17 protein-coding genes, 4 pseudogenes and 1 riboswitch are annotated in these 15953 nt (G+C 43.2%); of the genes and pseudogenes, 3 read left to right on the plus strand and 18 right to left on the minus strand.

Annotation, left to right across the window (positions count from 1 at the left end):
* Nucleotides 1-194: 194 nt before the first annotated feature.
* The 16 genes and pseudogenes from DWY63_RS07495 to DWY63_RS19090 form a co-directional block, all read right to left on the minus strand.
* Entirely contained in the window at nucleotides 195-392 is a 198-nt protein-coding gene (locus DWY63_RS07495) for a hypothetical protein (protein WP_174514952.1), read from the minus strand.
* Between the two features lie 47 nt (nucleotides 393-439).
* Nucleotides 440-3271, minus strand: a complete 2832-nt coding sequence (locus DWY63_RS07500) for a transporter substrate-binding domain-containing protein (protein WP_117801758.1) — start codon at nucleotides 3269-3271, stop codon at nucleotides 440-442.
* A gap of 122 nt (nucleotides 3272-3393) precedes the next feature.
* The gene (locus DWY63_RS07505; RefSeq protein WP_117801759.1) at nucleotides 3394-5523 is read right to left on the minus strand and encodes an ATP-binding protein; all 2130 of its coding nucleotides are present in this window, start codon (nucleotides 5521-5523) and stop codon (nucleotides 3394-3396) included.
* A gap of 137 nt (nucleotides 5524-5660) precedes the next feature.
* Nucleotides 5661-5736: riboswitch (cyclic di-GMP riboswitch) on the minus strand.
* Between the two features lie 135 nt (nucleotides 5737-5871).
* Complete coding sequence (locus tag DWY63_RS07510; protein WP_117801760.1) at nucleotides 5872-6189, minus strand: helix-turn-helix domain-containing protein; 318 nt, start codon at nucleotides 6187-6189, stop codon at nucleotides 5872-5874.
* Nucleotides 6190-6468: 279 nt separating this feature from the next.
* Complete coding sequence (locus DWY63_RS19080; protein WP_330411363.1) at nucleotides 6469-6561, minus strand: hypothetical protein; 93 nt, start codon at nucleotides 6559-6561, stop codon at nucleotides 6469-6471.
* Between the two features lie 113 nt (nucleotides 6562-6674).
* Nucleotides 6675-6941: pseudogene (locus tag DWY63_RS19085) on the minus strand (hypothetical protein); the annotation flags it as partial.
* Nucleotides 6874-7044 (minus strand): CHAP domain-containing protein, encoded by a 171-nt coding sequence (locus tag DWY63_RS18155; RefSeq protein WP_199607201.1) that lies wholly within the window; start codon nucleotides 7042-7044, stop codon nucleotides 6874-6876. The pseudogene DWY63_RS19085 and the gene DWY63_RS18155, both read right to left, overlap by 68 nt.
* A 98-nt stretch (nucleotides 7045-7142) precedes the next feature.
* Nucleotides 7143-7994, minus strand: a pseudogene (locus tag DWY63_RS07520) (hypothetical protein); the annotation flags it as partial.
* Nucleotides 7995-8068: 74 nt separating this feature from the next.
* Nucleotides 8069-8443, minus strand: coding sequence for a hypothetical protein (locus tag DWY63_RS07525; RefSeq protein WP_055228657.1), 375 nt, complete (start codon nucleotides 8441-8443; stop codon nucleotides 8069-8071).
* A 44-nt stretch (nucleotides 8444-8487) separates the two neighbouring features.
* The gene (locus DWY63_RS07530) at nucleotides 8488-9396 is read right to left on the minus strand and encodes a radical SAM mobile pair protein B (protein WP_117801761.1); all 909 of its coding nucleotides are present in this window, start codon (nucleotides 9394-9396) and stop codon (nucleotides 8488-8490) included.
* A complete protein-coding gene (locus tag DWY63_RS07535) occupies nucleotides 9384-10073 on the minus strand; it encodes a radical SAM mobile pair protein A (protein ID WP_117509300.1) in 690 nt (229 codons plus the stop codon). The genes DWY63_RS07530 and DWY63_RS07535 overlap by 13 nt, the downstream gene beginning before the upstream one ends.
* Entirely contained in the window at nucleotides 10070-10507 is a 438-nt protein-coding gene (locus tag DWY63_RS07540) for a radical SAM mobile pair system MarR family transcriptional regulator (RefSeq protein ID WP_007884694.1), read from the minus strand. Before DWY63_RS07540 ends, DWY63_RS07535 begins: the two co-directional genes overlap by 4 nt.
* 118 nt (nucleotides 10508-10625) lie before the next feature.
* A complete protein-coding gene (locus tag DWY63_RS07545; protein ID WP_055228654.1) occupies nucleotides 10626-11231 on the minus strand; it encodes a TetR/AcrR family transcriptional regulator in 606 nt (201 codons plus the stop codon).
* Between the two features lie 28 nt (nucleotides 11232-11259).
* Nucleotides 11260-11613 carry a hypothetical protein gene (locus tag DWY63_RS07550; protein WP_013274291.1) on the minus strand — a complete coding sequence of 118 codons (354 nt, stop codon included), beginning with the start codon at nucleotides 11611-11613 and terminating at the stop codon, nucleotides 11260-11262.
* A 134-nt stretch (nucleotides 11614-11747) separates the two neighbouring features.
* Nucleotides 11748-12109, minus strand: a pseudogene (locus DWY63_RS18890) (hypothetical protein).
* Nucleotides 12110-12368: 259 nt separating this feature from the next.
* A pseudogene (locus DWY63_RS19090) lies at nucleotides 12369-12503 on the minus strand (phage tail tape measure protein); the annotation flags it as partial.
* 165 nt (nucleotides 12504-12668) lie between these two features.
* Here DWY63_RS19090 and DWY63_RS18400 point away from each other — a divergent pair.
* From DWY63_RS18400 to DWY63_RS07570, 3 genes are all read left to right on the plus strand, one after another.
* Nucleotides 12669-13562, plus strand: coding sequence for a transposase (locus DWY63_RS18400; protein ID WP_243001862.1), 894 nt, complete (start codon nucleotides 12669-12671; stop codon nucleotides 13560-13562).
* A 64-nt stretch (nucleotides 13563-13626) separates the two neighbouring features.
* A complete protein-coding gene (locus tag DWY63_RS18405) occupies nucleotides 13627-14226 on the plus strand; it encodes a Mu transposase domain-containing protein (protein ID WP_243001863.1) in 600 nt (199 codons plus the stop codon).
* Nucleotides 14227-14238: 12 nt separating this feature from the next.
* The gene (locus tag DWY63_RS07570) at nucleotides 14239-15018 is read left to right on the plus strand and encodes an ATP-binding protein (protein ID WP_055221200.1); all 780 of its coding nucleotides are present in this window, start codon (nucleotides 14239-14241) and stop codon (nucleotides 15016-15018) included.
* A gap of 227 nt (nucleotides 15019-15245) precedes the next feature.
* On the opposite strand, the gene DWY63_RS07575 is transcribed toward DWY63_RS07570, so the two are convergent.
* Together DWY63_RS07575 and DWY63_RS07580 are read right to left on the minus strand one after the other, a co-directional pair.
* The gene (locus tag DWY63_RS07575) at nucleotides 15246-15626 is read right to left on the minus strand and encodes a DUF4825 domain-containing protein (protein ID WP_117801762.1); all 381 of its coding nucleotides are present in this window, start codon (nucleotides 15624-15626) and stop codon (nucleotides 15246-15248) included.
* Nucleotides 15627-15643: 17 nt separating this feature from the next.
* Nucleotides 15644-15841: a DUF6019 family protein gene (locus tag DWY63_RS07580; protein ID WP_117801763.1), complete on the minus strand. Its 198-nt coding sequence runs from the start codon at nucleotides 15839-15841 to the stop codon at nucleotides 15644-15646.
* Between the last annotated feature and the right edge of the window lie 112 nt (nucleotides 15842-15953).

The raw sequence follows: 15953 nt of genomic DNA on the forward strand, positions 1-15953 counted from the left end.
TTGCTTGCTTGCTTGCTTGCTTGCTTGCTTGCTTGCTTGCTTCCAGATTTTAATTTTACATTCATTAATGTTCAATACCCCCACAACATTTTTATAAATATCTTTGCGACAGCTTCTGCTGTACTTTTACTATAATTATACTCTACAGCCAACTTGTGTCAATTTACTAACAGACGGTCAAAGGAAAGATTCTGTCACACCCCTTTCAATGTGTGCGCACTGCGGAAAGCATCTTCATAATTTTTATTTTCCAATGCCTGTTTTAACTGTAGATAACTCTGGTCTTCAAGGAACTTTAATGTAAATCTCTGAATCAGTGCTTCGCTGTGAAGGCGTCCCAAAACAGCCTCATAATTTCCTCCGATAGCTTTATAGCACTCCTGCATTGTCATCTTTTAGCCCTCCTGTCAATTGTATTCCACTAATTCATGAACCTCTGCTAATCATTATGAACATACCTTAAAATCGTTTTTATAACTTCCTCAATCACAATCGGCTTTGACAAATGTACATTCATTCCTGCATCCAGTGATGCCTGAACATCTTCAGCAAATGAATTGGCTGTCATTGCTATAATAGGAATGTTTTTTCCATCCGGTCTGTCATTCATCGCCCTGATTGCTTTTGTCGCTTCATAACCATTCATTTCAGGCATCATGATATCCATCAGGATTACATCAAATGTGCCTTCCGGATGATTTCTGAAAATCTCAACAGCATTCTTTCCATCCACAGCTCTTTCTACATTCATCCCAAACTCTTCCAACTGCACGGCAGCAATCTCTGCATTCAGTTCATTATCCTCTGCAATAAGAACATTCACACCTGTAAGATTTACCTTTTCAGAAAAACCTGTGTCTGACTTATTACATTCCTTATCTGTAATTTCCAAAGGAATATCCACAGTAAATGTGGTTCCCTCATGCTTTTTACTCTGCACGGAAATGGTTCCACCCATCATATCTACATACTTCTTTACGATAGCCATCCCCAGTCCAGATCCATGGTACTGCGTTCTCACATCGGAATCTTCCTGTGCAAATTCCTCAAAAACTTCTTTTGTAAATTCCTCACTCATGCCAATACCAGTATCCGAAATGCGGTAATGCATATTTATATATCCATCCCCGCCCTTTTCCTGACACCGGGTTTCAAATGTAATCGTCCCTCCATCCGGAGTGAACTTCACGGCATTGCTCAGAATATTAACCAGCACATCTCGCAGACGTACAGGATCCACAAGTACATTTGGGATCTTTGCTTCTTCACGCTGGATCTTAAAGCTGATATCCCTGTTCGTAAGAAAACCTTTTGTAATATCCAGTGCAGAATCTGTGATACTTTTCAAATCTGCCGGTACCGGATTGTATTTCACTTTTCCACTTTCCACGCGAGTCAGATCTAATACATCATTGATCAGCGACAGTAAATACTCTGAACTTTCATCAATCTTTTCCAGACAATTTTTCACTTCGTCTGAAGGATTTTTTTTCATTGCAATACCGGTAAATCCCATGATTGCATTCATCGGTGTTCTCATATCATGGGACATATGTGACAGAAATGCTGTTTTTGCCTTGTTTGCAGCCTGCGCATGCTCTGCCAGTTCCGCCATTTCCTCAGCCGTCTCCTGGACTGCCTTCTGAGCTTTTTTTCTTGCACTGAGACGCATTGCTATCACAGCCATAGTAGTCAGCAGCCATCCGAAAATAAGAAGAACCCAAACAGTAACAACAGGATGCAGACGGATCCAGTCAACAAATGTCAGATCTGCTGCTTTGTATGTGGTATACCGTGCTGCTATATCTTCGACAAGATTTTGGGGCATGGCATACATTGCTTTCGTCAGGATGCCAGCCAGTGCATGATTCTCTGTTGATGATATTACCATGCGGTAGGTGTATGTAGGCTGTTCCAGCAAAGTATATGTCAGGGTGCCTGTGGTGTCACTATTCACAAACGCCTGTGCCATGTAATAGTAGACGAAGGCAGCATCGGCTTTTCCCTTACGGACAGCCTCCATCATTTCCTGTCGGGTACTGCACATCAGTTTTTCTGCGCCTGGTGCCATTGCATCTTCAATGGAATTTGATGCTGTCTGGTCAACCGTAGTAACAACATTGATTTTTCCATCAAAGTCACGCCGTGTCACCCTTGCCAGCTGCATTGTAATGAAAGGTGCAGTAAGCCCCCATTTTTTCGTCTCAGCATAGTTATCTGTTTCCAGGCGTGCATCGATACTCATATCTGTGGTTTCCGTATTTTTCTGATAAGCAATATACTCATCTCTGGTAGCAGGTGTAAGAAACTCGTAGGAAATCCCGGCATAGTCTGCAATTTTCCGGAAGTAATCCGGGATAATACCCTTCATCTCACCATTTTCATTATAAGAATATGGATAACGGGTCGGATCACACAGAACATGAAGCGGGTTGTCCTTGGAATATTGTGCAATAATACTTTTTTCTTGCTCCGTATATTCCAGATTCTTATTTTCTATGCTTTCATAATTTTTATTGTAAAGCGTCGTTTTCCAGTCACCCTCAACCGCATTCATCTGATCGATCGCATAATTGATCTCATTCAGCAATTCTGTATTGCCCTTTTTAACAATGACATAGAAATCGCTGCTGCCAAATTTATCCACGATTCGCTCATTGTTTGTTTTTCTCAGAGAACTGGTAACAATCGCATCAACTTTTTCGCTCTGAAGGGCTTCCTCCATCTCTGCGGTCGTATCAAAATAAGATGGAACATATGTAAATTCTTTGTTGTCTGCAAAATCCGCAAACTCTTCATTCCGGGTGTTTCCGTTCAAAAGCGCCACACGCATACCGTTGTAAGTGCTGTAATCGCCGTCCACAATCGTGCTGTTGTCACTGCGGACGGTCAGCATCCCATAATTGGTTCCGATCGGACGTGAAAAATCAAACTTTTCTTCTCTGTCCGGTGTTTTGCGGGCAGATGTTACCATGTCAATCTCGCCATCTTCAAGCATCTGCTGCATATCATCCCAGCTCTTATCATATCCGACATATTCGTAATCTACATCCCAATAACGGGCCATCAGCCGAAGAAAATCATAGCCATACCCACTGCGGTTGCCTTCTTCATCCATCACATGATAACCATCCATGGCAAAGAAACCGACTTTGACAGTTTCATGCTGCGAACTGTCCTCGGCTGCATATGCAGTCTGGGGAGAAAATATCATACACACGCATACAAAAGCCAGTAATACTGCCACATATTTCTTTGCTCTCGAAATCATATTAAATCTCCTGTCTGTCTGTCTGTCTGTCTGTCTGTCTGTCTGTCAAATATATTTCTCTATACATCTCTTTGTCAACCTTCTGATTTAATAAAATTACACTACTGTATCAAAACCATTTGTCACTGTTCAATGCCCTGCGGTTCGGTGCCCCCCCCGCCGGATTTTATGCTTCTGATTGTCTTTTCCAGTACTTTCATCTCAACTGGTTTTGAAACGTGTGCATTCATACTAGCTGCCAGGGAATGTTGAATATCCTCGGAAAATGCATTCGCAGTCATGGCAATGATCGGAATCGTCTTTGCCAGTTCATGGGAGCTTCTGCGGATTGCCTTTGTTGCCTCATAACCATTCATAACAGGCATCTGCACATCCATCAGGATCATGTCATAATCCCCCGGAGCAGACTGTTCAAATGCTTTCAAAACCTCTTCCCCATTTTCACAGATGGTACATTCTGCACCTTCAATCTTTAACAGTTCCGTCAGGATCTTAGCATTCAGCTCATTATCCTCTGCACACAGGAACCTCATTCCCTGCAGAATATTACCATCCTGCTCATCTGTGTCTTCTTGTGCCGCCAGAGCAACTGTTCTATCCTCTGCAATTCTCAGCTCTATGAGAACCTCAAAACAACTTCCCTGTCCCAGTTCACTCTCCACATCAATGGTACCTCCCATTGCTTCAACCAGATTTCTGGTAATAGCCATTCCAAGACCGGTTCCCTGGATCTTATTCGTCACAGAATTTTCGGCACGGGTAAAAGCATCAAAGATTTTATCTTTGAAATCTGCTGACATTCCTATTCCATTATCCCTGACTAAGAAACGGTACTTTGCATAGACGAATGAATTTGTTTCACATTCTTCTACCAGAAACTGAATTTCTCCACCTTCCTGCGTGTACTTCACTGCATTAGAAAGCAGGTTGCTGAAAATCTGCATCAGGCGAAGCTGATCCCCGTTCACCCACTCATGTCGGATATTTTTCTTTGTTGTAAGAATCTGTTTCTTTTCATCTATCTGTGAATGAAATAGATTATTGATTTCCTGTATAAAATTCAGAATAGAGAAATCATCGTATTTAAAAACTGTTTTTCCTGCCTCAATTTTGCTCATATCCAGAATATCATTAATAATCCCTAACAGATGCTGGGATGAAACATCTATTTTATCTGCATACTCTATTACTTTATCTTTATTTCCTGCATCATGTCTTATTAATGACGTCATACCAATAACTGCATTCATAGGAGTACGTATATCATGTGACATATTAAACAGAAAATTAGATTTTTCAACACTGGCTGTTTTCGCCTGCTCCAATGCTTTCTGCAGTTTTTTATTTAATTTCACTACTGTGTTTTCCGATTCCTGTGTCCTGTGCAGTAACATAATCATAAAAACAAATCCAGTTAAAAGCAAAACAATCAGTAAACCGCAGCCCCATAGTCTATATAACTTTTCATTGCTATTCCATCCGTTTTCAGGCATCACTTCCAGAACCCATTGACTGTCACCTAATTCGAAAGTATATGTGACAGGATCAATCATTTCCACACCTGAGCCATACACTTCTTCGTATGTTTCATCCCACGGTGCAATACTTTTAGACAACTTATATTCATAGCTAAAATCGGTAAGTGACTTTATAGAATCAGCGAATATATCCGGTACACGAATAATTACAATTGTAAATCCCCAAAATGTCCTTTCGCCATTTTTCTGCTCCACATACACCGGATTTCTTACAGCAATCCCCGTTCCACCCTGTTTCAAAGAAAATGGTCCCTGCATGGTTATCACATCATTGTCTCTGGCATAACAAGATATCTTTCCTCGTTCTTTATCATGAATAAGATCTATCTTTCCAGCCTTATTTCCGTCTTCCGGATAAATCTCAGTCACTACGCCGTCTGGTGCGATCTGAATACTCTGGACATAATCTGCCATCATATTCTCCGCAACTTTCGAGAACATGGAAATTTTTCCGTTTTCACTAATAACAATCTGTTCAAAAGTATTTGTAATATCAATTCCCCTCACGATATCAGCCTTCATATGATCTGCATACGTTACTGCGTTTAATTCAGCTCTTGACCTTATCAAATCCCTTTGACTGCTATCCGCACGAATGCCTATATTCACCAGAACAACCAAACCGATCATCAATACAAATACCGGAATCCATAACTCTTTTTTTATCCTAAATGTATTTTTTCGTTCCTGTGCTGACTTAATTTTCTTCCACATAACCGATTTCCTTTACACCTGCGTTTTTATCTACTTCATTTTTATATTTTAGCAGCCACCAATTATTGCCTGTTTTAGTTTCTTTTTAATCTCCAAAAATGAAAAAAGCATTGTCATTGCAGACAATGCATCTTTAACGTGGCAACTGGCTACCATTTTACAGGCCCTATAGCTTTGCGTCGCAGACTTTCATCTGTTTTGCCGTTTTTCTTATTATAGCTTTTAAACATATGAAAAAAAACTGGTTTTATTATACTCTAATGCTCGACTATGTACAAGAAAAACATTACCGTTTTAACACCTAAAAACAAAAGAAGAACAGCCGATACATATACTCGAACTGTTCTCCTACTTCCGAAGACCACGCAGCATTGACATTACTGTTTCCTGCTCATTTGTACTCAGATTGTTCCATATCCTTAAAACTTCTTTCTGTTTTTCTGTCAGATTCTCTGAATTACCTTCCTGAAAAAACTGTGATAATGTCACGCCCAAAGCTGCACATATTTTTTCAAGTGTAATCAGCGACGGCAGGTTTTCCTGCGCCATGATTCTTCCCAGTGATGACTGGGAAATTCCCGACAGCTGCGATAATCTATATTTACTGATATCACGCTTTTCACACAAAAATGTTATTTTATCCGCAATATACTTCTCTATCTGCAAGTAACTATACCTCATTTCCGCTATTACATGTTCTTATTGTACCTGTAATAATGAAAAAATATTAGTAATCAACTTTGCAAGTATTCATTCCCATTATAGGAAGTATACGGATAAAAAAATATAAAGATACTTTCGTTTCCGCAAAAGTCATTTTCGCTTATATCGTTTTTATAATAGCACAGACAGTTATGTTTGTCACATAAAAGTTTGAAACCTCAAACAAAAAAATAAGCCTGCCATCATCCGCAGATTTCTCCACAGACAACAGCAGGCTTCCTACTATCTCATCAACTCATTCACTTTTCTCTGCACTGCCCCATAATCATATCCCGCAGCCTGCAGTCTCTTCTTTCTGTCCCCGCCGTTCCCCACTTTCCGGCAATGACTTCCTTTGCTACAGTTTCCACACTCTTTTTGTTGCTACTTTTCACCAGCTCATTCACCTTCGCCTGCACTGCCGGATAATCATACCCTGCAGCCTGCAGTCTCTTCTTTCTGTCCTCGCCGTTCCCCCACTTTCCGGCAATCACTTCCTTCGCCACAGCTTCCACACTTTTCTTTCCTGTACCAGGATTCCCGCCGGTTCCTTTCACAGCCTTCTCATACTGCGGAGCCGCATATCCGCGGATATATCCCCATCCCAGGGGGATCACCCTTCTGTCAACCTTTTCACCCCGGTTACCTTCAATAGCAGTAATCATTCCCACCGGAAACCTCCTCCACAAAACCGATATGGTCACTGTACCCGTCATTCGGCTGTGTGGCCTTGTCCCAGTTATACACAATCACATAACCCGGCTCCGGCGTGATGGTTCCGTCTTCGATCCAGATCCCCACCTCCCTGAAGATCTTCACGTATTCCTCCACGCCGCACTCCCTGCCGATCAACTCACTGCATCCTGCCCTGATCCCTGCAGCAGACACACAGGTATCACACCATTCATCCGAATGCTGCACAACATCTCCCTGGTCTCCTTTAACCCAAACTGCAGAAGCGGGTTCACACCCAGGTTCATGGTCAGCCCATTATCCGGATCCAGAGCATAATACTCTGCAATCTGCGTCTGCTTGTTGGTGGAACTCACTGCCGTGTATCTGGTAATAAAATCCGAAAAGCTGGAAGAAAACCGGTGTCTCTGCTCCACCTTCATCACAGGATCCTTCCCGTACTTTCTCAGTTCCAGCTTTCCCTCCCTGTTAATAATAAAGAAACCTCCCAGAACCTGTGCCACATAAAACAGCACATCCCGACAGGTCTCAATATCATTTTCAGTATAAACAGAAAGCGTCACCCCGCCATTCGGCATGGCATCAATCTCCGCCCTCTTATTCGCAAACTCCACTTTACACCGCTTACAGCACAAAGCAATAAAATCATAAGCAGTCCCCACAGTCTCAAACCCGTTGAAACTCTTATCAAACCGCAGCATAAAATCATAGGCTTTCAGTTCCAGGCACTTTGCCAGACGGTTCGCCTCACTGACCTCAAAAACTCCCATCGGCACATCTTCCACCGAACCATCCGCCAGCACCAGATGAAACACCAGCGTCACCTGAGCATCCTCCAGCGTATACCTGTCAATGTCACTCAGAAGCGTGATCCCCATCTCCGCCGCATACACCGTCCCCAGTTCAATTTCCGTGCTTCCACAGCACTGCCTGGAAATATACCCGGAACCCTTCACAATCTCCTTCGCCCCGAACTCATACGTCATTCCGCCTCTGGTAACGATCGTACCCGTCCAGTAATATTTTCTTGTATTGCTCTTCACAGCTCTCAGAAACCCATCCGATACCGGATACATCCCGCCACCTCCATTTCCCCACGAAAAAAGCACCAGCCAACCAGGTGACCGATGCCTTCGTAAATATAATCATTCTATCTGTTATAAGTCCAATGTTTCAGGTACCATTCATGCAGTTCTTCTGTTGTTTTACAGCAGTCTGCAATCTCTTTTCCCTGTGATATCCACTGACACGTTTCCCTGCTGAATGTATCAACATCCAAAGCATGAAATTTATATGTTCCACCCCGTCTGTGCATCACTTCATCATCACACTGGAACTCAAAATAATCATCCCCGTCCAAAACAACCTTTCCAGTCAGGTTCCACACCCCGGACCACGGAGGACCATCATCCCCTGGAACACAGAAGGACAGTCTTCCATCTTCCAGAATAACAGGAGCCACCGCAATATTTTTCATCTGCGGCATATATGGCTGTTCAAACCAATACGCTTTCCTCTCATCCATTTCTCTTCATCTCCATGATAGCCACCTTCCCTGCAAACTTGAAGTTAGCGATTTCTTTTTCCGGTATTCTCTGTCCCACGGATTTCCTCATGATAGAAATAATCTACGATCACCGGATGTCCCTGCGGGACTCTGCCATAAGGCATTTCATTATCCACAAAGGCACAATCATACTTCTTAGCCATTTTCTCAGCTTTTACTTCAAGTGCTTCAAAGTAGCTGCGGTTATGCTTGTTATAGATCTCGTCGTAAAGTGGTACAAGATCAGGATATTTTCCGGCGATATAATCCATAATTGTCTTTTTGAAACCGCCTCGAAGATTGAGATTTTCGAGCCAGAACAGATCGCATTGATCCTTTACCCGCTCAAAGATTGCTTCAAAATCCGTGATACTGGGGAATACCGGGGATACGAAACAGACTGTACGGATACCTGCTTCATATACCTGCTTCATAGCAGAGATACGGCGCTCAATGCTCGAAGCAGAATCCATATCGTTCTTGAAATTTTCATCTAGTGTGTTGATCGACCATGAAACGGTTACATGTCCAAGCTTCTTCAGCAGATCAATATCCCGTACCACAAGATCCGACTTTGTGCAGATCAGAATATCTGCGTCACTGCCGTTCAGCTGCTCCAGAAGTTTTCTGGTATTCCCGAATTGCTCCTCCTGTGGATTGTAGCCATCTGTCACAGAACCGATGACCACCCGCTGTCCGGCATATTTCTTCGGATTTTTAATTTCCGGCCAATGCTTCACATCAAGGAAAGTGCCCCATTCCTCCTTGTGCCCGCTAAAGCGCTTCATAAAAGAAGCATAGCAATACTTGCAGGCATGTGTACAGCCCACATAGGGATTGACCGAGTAACCGCCTACCGGCAGACTAGACTTAGTCATGATGTTCTTTGTTTCCACCTCACGAATGAGGATTCCATTTATTACTTCTTCCATGATTTCTGTACCTCTAACACTTTATTAAATTCTTCCGGCATTTCCTGAATCATATTTTCATCCCCTATGATAGGGACAAGGTCTTCCTTCATAAACACCGGAATGCCGAGTGCGTGTGCCTGATCCGTCAGAGACCATGCCCATTCCGGCTCCGTATGAATCTTCCTGCTCTGAGCCCCGGTCATAGTGCCGACAACGATCCAGTTGATTCTGGAAAGGTCAACTGTACCGGGATCGTCGAATAACGGTTCAAAGCTAACATGGTAATGCTTTGCTCTGATGTTTTTCCGAAGGGCGTCGATACGCCACAGTTCGGCTTTCCTCGTCACCGTAACGCCAAACCATGCATTTTCCAGATCGGTATCAAAATCCAGCAGATCAGGTCGCTTGGTAAGGAACAGGAACTGATGCTGTGGATTTTCACGGATCTTTGCAAATACCTCGTCTCTCCATTCCGGCTTCCATCCGGAGAGATCGCTCATCCCAGTAAGAAGAAAGTTCTGCGGACGTTTCTTTTCCATCATCTTGAGCTTACCCGGAAAGAATTCAGGGTCAGCGAAGTCATCAATCATATGCCAGCGTTTCACGTTGTTGCGGGCATAGCAATATGTACACCCCACTGTGCAGCCAATGACGATATTCATGTTCTGAATCTGATCTTTGATACAAATACTCATGACTTCTGCCACTCCTCAAGATTCTTTCTGATGCGGTCGAGACATTCCTCAAACCGGATAATTTCTTCCTCTGAAAAACCTTTGTAGTAAATACTGCCCATCTCATCAGATACAGAATCGTACTCGCCCTTTAAGGCATGTGCTTTCTCAGTCAGAAACAGGAGTGTTTTCCTTTTGTCCGTTTCAGACTGAACACGGCTTATCAGCCCTTGATTTTCCATTCTTTCCAGCATCGTAGTAAGAGATGTTATCGCTAATCCGCATTTAGTCGAGAGTGACCTGATTGAGATACCATCCTCCTGCCACAGCACATAAAGAATACGTCCCTGGGCTCCATTAAACGCATCAATATTCTTTTCACTGAGAATCTTCTCAAAAATCCGGTCTCCAAGCTGTTTTATTTTGGTGACAAGAAATCCTCCATTCATTTCCATACAAAAGCTCCTATATAGTAGTTTATTAAAAACATACTATATAGGAGCTTTATTGTCAAGAGTTTATATGTCTTAATAGATAAATTCCGTTTTTTTCAATTCTCCAAACTTGAAATTGTCAAACAGCGTTCGGTGTTTCGCTTTGTGGAATTTTTACACACTGCTGAATCAAACCTGTAACATACGTAATGGAATCGGTGCAGTCGTTCTTGAGCCATTCTGAGATAATTGCCATCAGTCCCCGAATATAAAAGGCCATGATATAAGGTCGATCTTGCTGTAGTACACCGTAGCGGTCGAGAATCGGCGTAAACACATGACGGAACATCCTATCATAGCTTTTATCCATCCCCAACACCGCCGCATTTTCTGTTGCTGTGCGGAACAGTCGCTTGTTATTCTTAATGTAGCTGAGGTAAGGTGTTAAATAATCCGGCGTAATTAGATATAATTCATCCCTCGGGCAATTCCGCAGCTTTGTAGAAAAGGCATCCGAATCTTTCTCCATAGAAGCAAGAAATTGCTCGTTCATACGACCGACACTCTCCGAGAGCAGGTCTGACATCGTTTCATAGTGCAGATAGAAGGTGGAACGATTGACCCCTGCTACTTCACAGATTTCTTTGATTGTAATATACTCAAAATCCTTTTTTGCCAGAAGGGTCAGAAAGGCTTCGTCCATTCTGGCTGCGGTAGCAAAATATCTGCTTTCCGATCTATTCAATCGTTCTCACCTTCTTTCGTGTTATTGTTTACATCTCGCTGATTTCTTTTGCCAGTTCCATGATTTCAAAAGCGTATTTCTGCTTGCCCTGTGCCAGCAATTTTTTGTAGATGGGGTAATTAACGCCCATGCCCAGCAGCCCAATAATGCCGACAATCACGCCGAGGACAAACATAGTGGTGCTACCGCTGCCGATGACCTTCATGGAAAGGCACATTCCAACACCGGCTACCAGCGCAGTGATAATGCCGAAGGTATAGGTAAAAACGGTTGCGGGAAGCTTGGCTTTTGCATCCAGTTTGCGAAGAGCAATCACCTTGGAGGTGTCCTTGAGTGCATATTCGTTTGCGAGTTGTTCTGCATAGATTTTATCTGTATTCATGGCTTGTTGCCTCCTTCATTTGATGGTTTTATTCTACCAGCAAAGAACGGGCAACGGAACAACACTGATGGCAGTTTGTGTTGAGTTCAAGAATTGTGCAAATTACGATTTGATGCTTCCAGTATACCATTTCCCTACATCTCCTTCAACGTAAAACTCACCGTCCACAGCCCCTTATAACTGGTATCCTTTTTCAGCTTCGCCTTATACCCCGTCACATACATTTCCGCTGTTTTCATCCCCAGCGTCTCCACATCAAAATACTACCCGCTGATCTTATCCTTCTTCGCATACCCCGCCAGCTTCTTCAACCACTTCGCCGTAACGGAAAACGACACCGGGATCCGCACCACACCATGCCGCACCACATCCCTCTGTGTTGTCCCTGCCTCTGTCTCACCGCCGGAATCCGCTTCCACATCCTCCAGCTCCCCTCATAAGAATCCGGAAGCGGCAGGTTCTCCCCGTCAAACACAAGATACTGAAAAAAAGCCATCCTATCTACCTCCGCTCCTCAGACTCATTCTCTGCTGTGCCGTCACAATCACCTCATCCAGCAGCTGGTTCCCCAGATAAACTGGAATCACCAGATCCCCCTGCTGTCCCTTCTGATCACCCAGCACCTCCTTCAGTGCCGCCACAATACCGGCTGTCAGATCCGCACCGCCGGATGTTCCCGTACCGGTAATCACACCGCTGTCTGCCACGGCCATCTGCGGCGAAATTACCATATCTGCCGCCACTCCCGTCACCGGAAGCAGCTTCTCCACATCCCTCAGCTGGCTCTGCGTATTCCGGATTTCTGTATTAACCCCCTTTAAGGCGGTCTGCAATTTCGTGGTATCGCCGCCAATCTCGACAGTGATCCCCTGGATTCTGTTCCCTGCCATGCGGCTTCCCTGCAAATTCCGGCTCATCTGACCACGCATTCCGCTAAGAGCTGATCAGTCTTTCCGGATGTAACTGAACGCGTTTCCGCTTCAGCTGATCAATAAGTTTTCAACGTGTTATAGTTCTTTCGTAGTCATCAAATGATTGCGAAAGGAGGCATAACTATGCAAGACTACAACACGATTATCGGCTCCATCCAGATGCGTTTGAATGGATGCCAGACCAGGTCCGTTATGGACCGTTACAAGATTGGCTCAGGTACATTAAATCTGATCATGAGCCGATACCATGCCAACGGAATCCCAATCGAGGAACTCCGAATGATGGCACCTAAGGAAGTTGAGAACCTTTTCTATCCGCAGAAAAATCTACAGAGGAAAGATGTCCCACTTCCAGATTTCCAGTATTACTATGACAGAATCCATGCACCAGGGAGCCGCATGAACATTTCGTTCTGTTGGCTGGATTATAAAGAAAAGAATCCTGATGGTTATGAGAAATCACAGTTTTACGAATACTTCAACCGATTCATAGCAGAAAACTATGGTGGCCAGAAGGTATCAATGGCCGTAAACCGAATCCCGGGTGAAAAGATGTATATCGACTGGGTCGGTGATCAGCCGGAACTGTTAACAGATACCGAAACGGGCGAGATCAAAAAAGTCCATATCTTTGCGACCACTCTTGGAGTCAGCAGTCTGATCTATGCAGAAGTTTTTTCAAATGAGAAGCTCCCATGTTTTATAGAAGGCTGTGCCCATGCTGTTTCATTTTATGGTGCTGTTACGAAATACTTTGTGCCCGATAACCTGCGAACTGCTGTAACCAAGCACACAAAGGATGAACTTATCCTGCAGTCTACATTTGCAGATCTGGAAGATTTCTATGAAACTATAGTTCTTCCACCACCCGCTAGAAAGCCGAAAGGCAAGCCTACAGTTGAAAATCATGTACGTTATCTTGAAATACACCTGGTTGAGAAACTGAAAGAAAAGATATATGTATCATTTGAAGACCTAAATGCTGAAATCAAAAAAAATAGTAGCAGTCCTCAATAAACGATCTTTTCAAGGCAAGGACTTCTCAAGACAGAATGCTTTCGAAAAGTATGACAAACCATGTATGAAACCACTGCCAGGCGGATGTTACACGGCTTGCGACTATAAAGCGGTCCTAAAAGTTCCCAACAATTACCACATCGAGTATGACGGCCACTACTACTCCGTATTGTACTCTTACTGTGGCAAGCCTGCAATCCTGAAGGCAACCGCTTCAGAGATCAGAATCTGTGATCAGTATAATCGGCTGATCTGTACACATAAGCGGTCTTATAGAGAGTTTCCGCTGTATATCACGGTAGATGAACATATGCCGCCAGAACACCTTTATTACAAAGAAGTCAATTCAAAGGATGGTAATTATTACCGCCGCTGGACTTCTGCCATTGGTCCTGCGATGTCAGAACTGATTGACAGACTCCTTAAATCATCAAAACATGAAGAGCAGTCCTATAATGCCTGTGCAGGTATCCTGCATAAAGTAAAAACAATCCCGAAAGGTGCTGCTGAAGAAGTTGCCCGTAAATGTATAGAGATCAATTCCTGTAAGTATTTTACCTTCAAGCAGATGCTGAAAAAGATGGATGTGAAGGAACTCCCCGAGCATTCACCAGGAACACTGCCCAATCATGAAAATATCAGAGGAAAGGACTACTATAAGTAAGGGTGACGTACTATGGCATACAGATTAAAAGACTATCTTTATAACGATAAACTCACAAAGGAACAGAACATACTCATGGATCGGCTGTATAAACTTCGCATGTCCGGTATGGCTGAAGCATTTGAAAAGCAGCTGCTGGAACCAAACACAGGTCTCGAACCATTTGAAGTCCGCTTTGCTGCTATTGTAAATCAGGAGTGGGATCAGCGTGAGAGTAAAAAGTTTAAACGTCTCATGAAGAAAGCGACCCTGAAATATCCTGCAGCTGATCTTGACAGTTCAATCTATGATCCAGAACGTCAGCTGAATACACACGTCATAGAACTTCTGGCCAAGTGTGATTGGATCGATGAGCCGAATAACCTGCTGATGACCGGAGGGGCCGGTGCTGGGAAAACGCACATCGCCTGCGCCTTATGTATCACAGCAATGCATCAGAACCGTACTGTTAAATACATACGTGCGAACACACTCTTAAAGGAATCAGATCATGCCAGGCAGGAAGGTACTTACTTTGAGTATTCGAATGAAATGGCAGCTTATGATCTCATGGTGATAGATGATTTCGGCTTAATGGATCTGGACATCGAGAAATGCCGCGATTTATTTGAAATCATCGAGTCCAGAGACTGCCGCAAGGCAACTATTATTATCTCACAGATTCCAGTATCCGGATGGTATCAGCTTTTTGGGGATTCCACCTACGCAGATGCCTGCTTAAGTCGAATGACATCCAAGGCATATCGCCTTGAATTTCCTGGCAGGGATCGCAGAATAACCAATAGTAATTAATCAACCTGCTGAGCTTTGCTCAGTTTGAAGCGGAATGGCGCTCCGTTCCTCTGGAACGGATGCGCAGTTCTTGCGGAATATGCAGCTTCCCCATAAATCTCATAAAAAAAGGCTCAAAAATACCCGGAGCACTCCGGGCACAAAAAAAGCACCTGCCATTCCTGACAAATGCTTTCCATATCATCTCTTATTCAATCAATAGAACTGAAAGTTGAAGAATACTCTTTCTACCGTTCATACGATGCAATGATTTCTTTGCTGTCTGCTATTCTATACTCAAGTGTTCCCAAATTACCAATCAAGTTAAATGTCATATCTGCATTGACCTGCAATTCATCTGCAATCCTGGATGCAGACGGCTCATCTTTTAGAAAAACTGTTAATCCATAAGGCTCTGTTTCAGACTGTATCTCTATACTGTCATATGAGTATCCCTCCGGATACTCTTGACCGCTTACAATGTTTATAACATTCGAAGAATCTCCTACATAATCTGTCTTATACTGCGACAGGTTAGGAATTTCGTACAGTTTTTCTTTTTTCCCGCACGCCGAAATCAACATTATTGATACCGTAACCAACATAATTGCAAGTACTTTTTTCTTCATAACCCCCCTGAAAACTTTTATTTATCTTCTAACTCAAATCCAAGTTCTTTCAGTTCTTTTTCGTTTCTGACATCTTCATCCGTTTTCTTTTTCTTTCCAGTGATAGCACTGTAGGCTTCTTTGATACCATTTTTCACTGCCCATTTGATAACGAAATACAGTGCGATCAAAATAACAATTGCAGTTCCTCCACTTATGCCTAATTTATTCCACATAATCATTAACTCCTCCGATTTCGTGATTTTCAATTTATTTTCAATTTTACAGGCTGGGATTTATCATTGACACTCCCCACAGCTAAAGCAGGGGGATTCCTGTTTCTTCCAC

Origin of the sequence: Blautia sp. AF26-2, assembly GCF_003460955.1 — a bacterium.
Lineage (GTDB): Bacteria > Bacillota > Clostridia > Lachnospirales > Lachnospiraceae > Fusicatenibacter > Fusicatenibacter saccharivorans.

Excerpts from the sequence above, each read along its gene's own strand:
- DWY63_RS07500 (WP_117801758.1), bottom strand. The coding sequence starts at position 3,271 with ATGATTTCGAGAGCAAAGAAATATGTGGCAGTATTACTGGCTTTTGTA.
- DWY63_RS07570 (WP_055221200.1), top strand. The coding sequence starts at position 14,239 with ATGGCATACAGATTAAAAGACTATCTTTATAACGATAAACTCACAAAG.
- DWY63_RS18400 (WP_243001862.1), top strand. The coding sequence starts at position 12,669 with ATGCAAGACTACAACACGATTATCGGCTCCATCCAGATGCGTTTGAAT.
- DWY63_RS07495 (WP_174514952.1), bottom strand. The coding sequence starts at position 392 with ATGACAATGCAGGAGTGCTATAAAGCTATCGGAGGAAATTATGAGGCT.
- DWY63_RS07540 (WP_007884694.1), bottom strand. The coding sequence starts at position 10,507 with ATGGAAATGAATGGAGGATTTCTTGTCACCAAAATAAAACAGCTTGGA.
- DWY63_RS07535 (WP_117509300.1), bottom strand. The coding sequence starts at position 10,073 with ATGAGTATTTGTATCAAAGATCAGATTCAGAACATGAATATCGTCATT.
- DWY63_RS07580 (WP_117801763.1), bottom strand. The coding sequence starts at position 15,841 with ATGTGGAATAAATTAGGCATAAGTGGAGGAACTGCAATTGTTATTTTG.
- DWY63_RS18405 (WP_243001863.1), top strand. The coding sequence starts at position 13,627 with ATGAAACCACTGCCAGGCGGATGTTACACGGCTTGCGACTATAAAGCG.
- DWY63_RS07575 (WP_117801762.1), bottom strand. The coding sequence starts at position 15,626 with ATGAAGAAAAAAGTACTTGCAATTATGTTGGTTACGGTATCAATAATG.
- DWY63_RS07505 (WP_117801759.1), bottom strand. The coding sequence starts at position 5,523 with ATGTGGAAGAAAATTAAGTCAGCACAGGAACGAAAAAATACATTTAGG.
- DWY63_RS07525 (WP_055228657.1), bottom strand. The coding sequence starts at position 8,443 with ATGGATGAGAGGAAAGCGTATTGGTTTGAACAGCCATATATGCCGCAG.
- DWY63_RS07530 (WP_117801761.1), bottom strand. The coding sequence starts at position 9,396 with ATGGAAGAAGTAATAAATGGAATCCTCATTCGTGAGGTGGAAACAAAG.
- DWY63_RS07550 (WP_013274291.1), bottom strand. The coding sequence starts at position 11,613 with ATGAATACAGATAAAATCTATGCAGAACAACTCGCAAACGAATATGCA.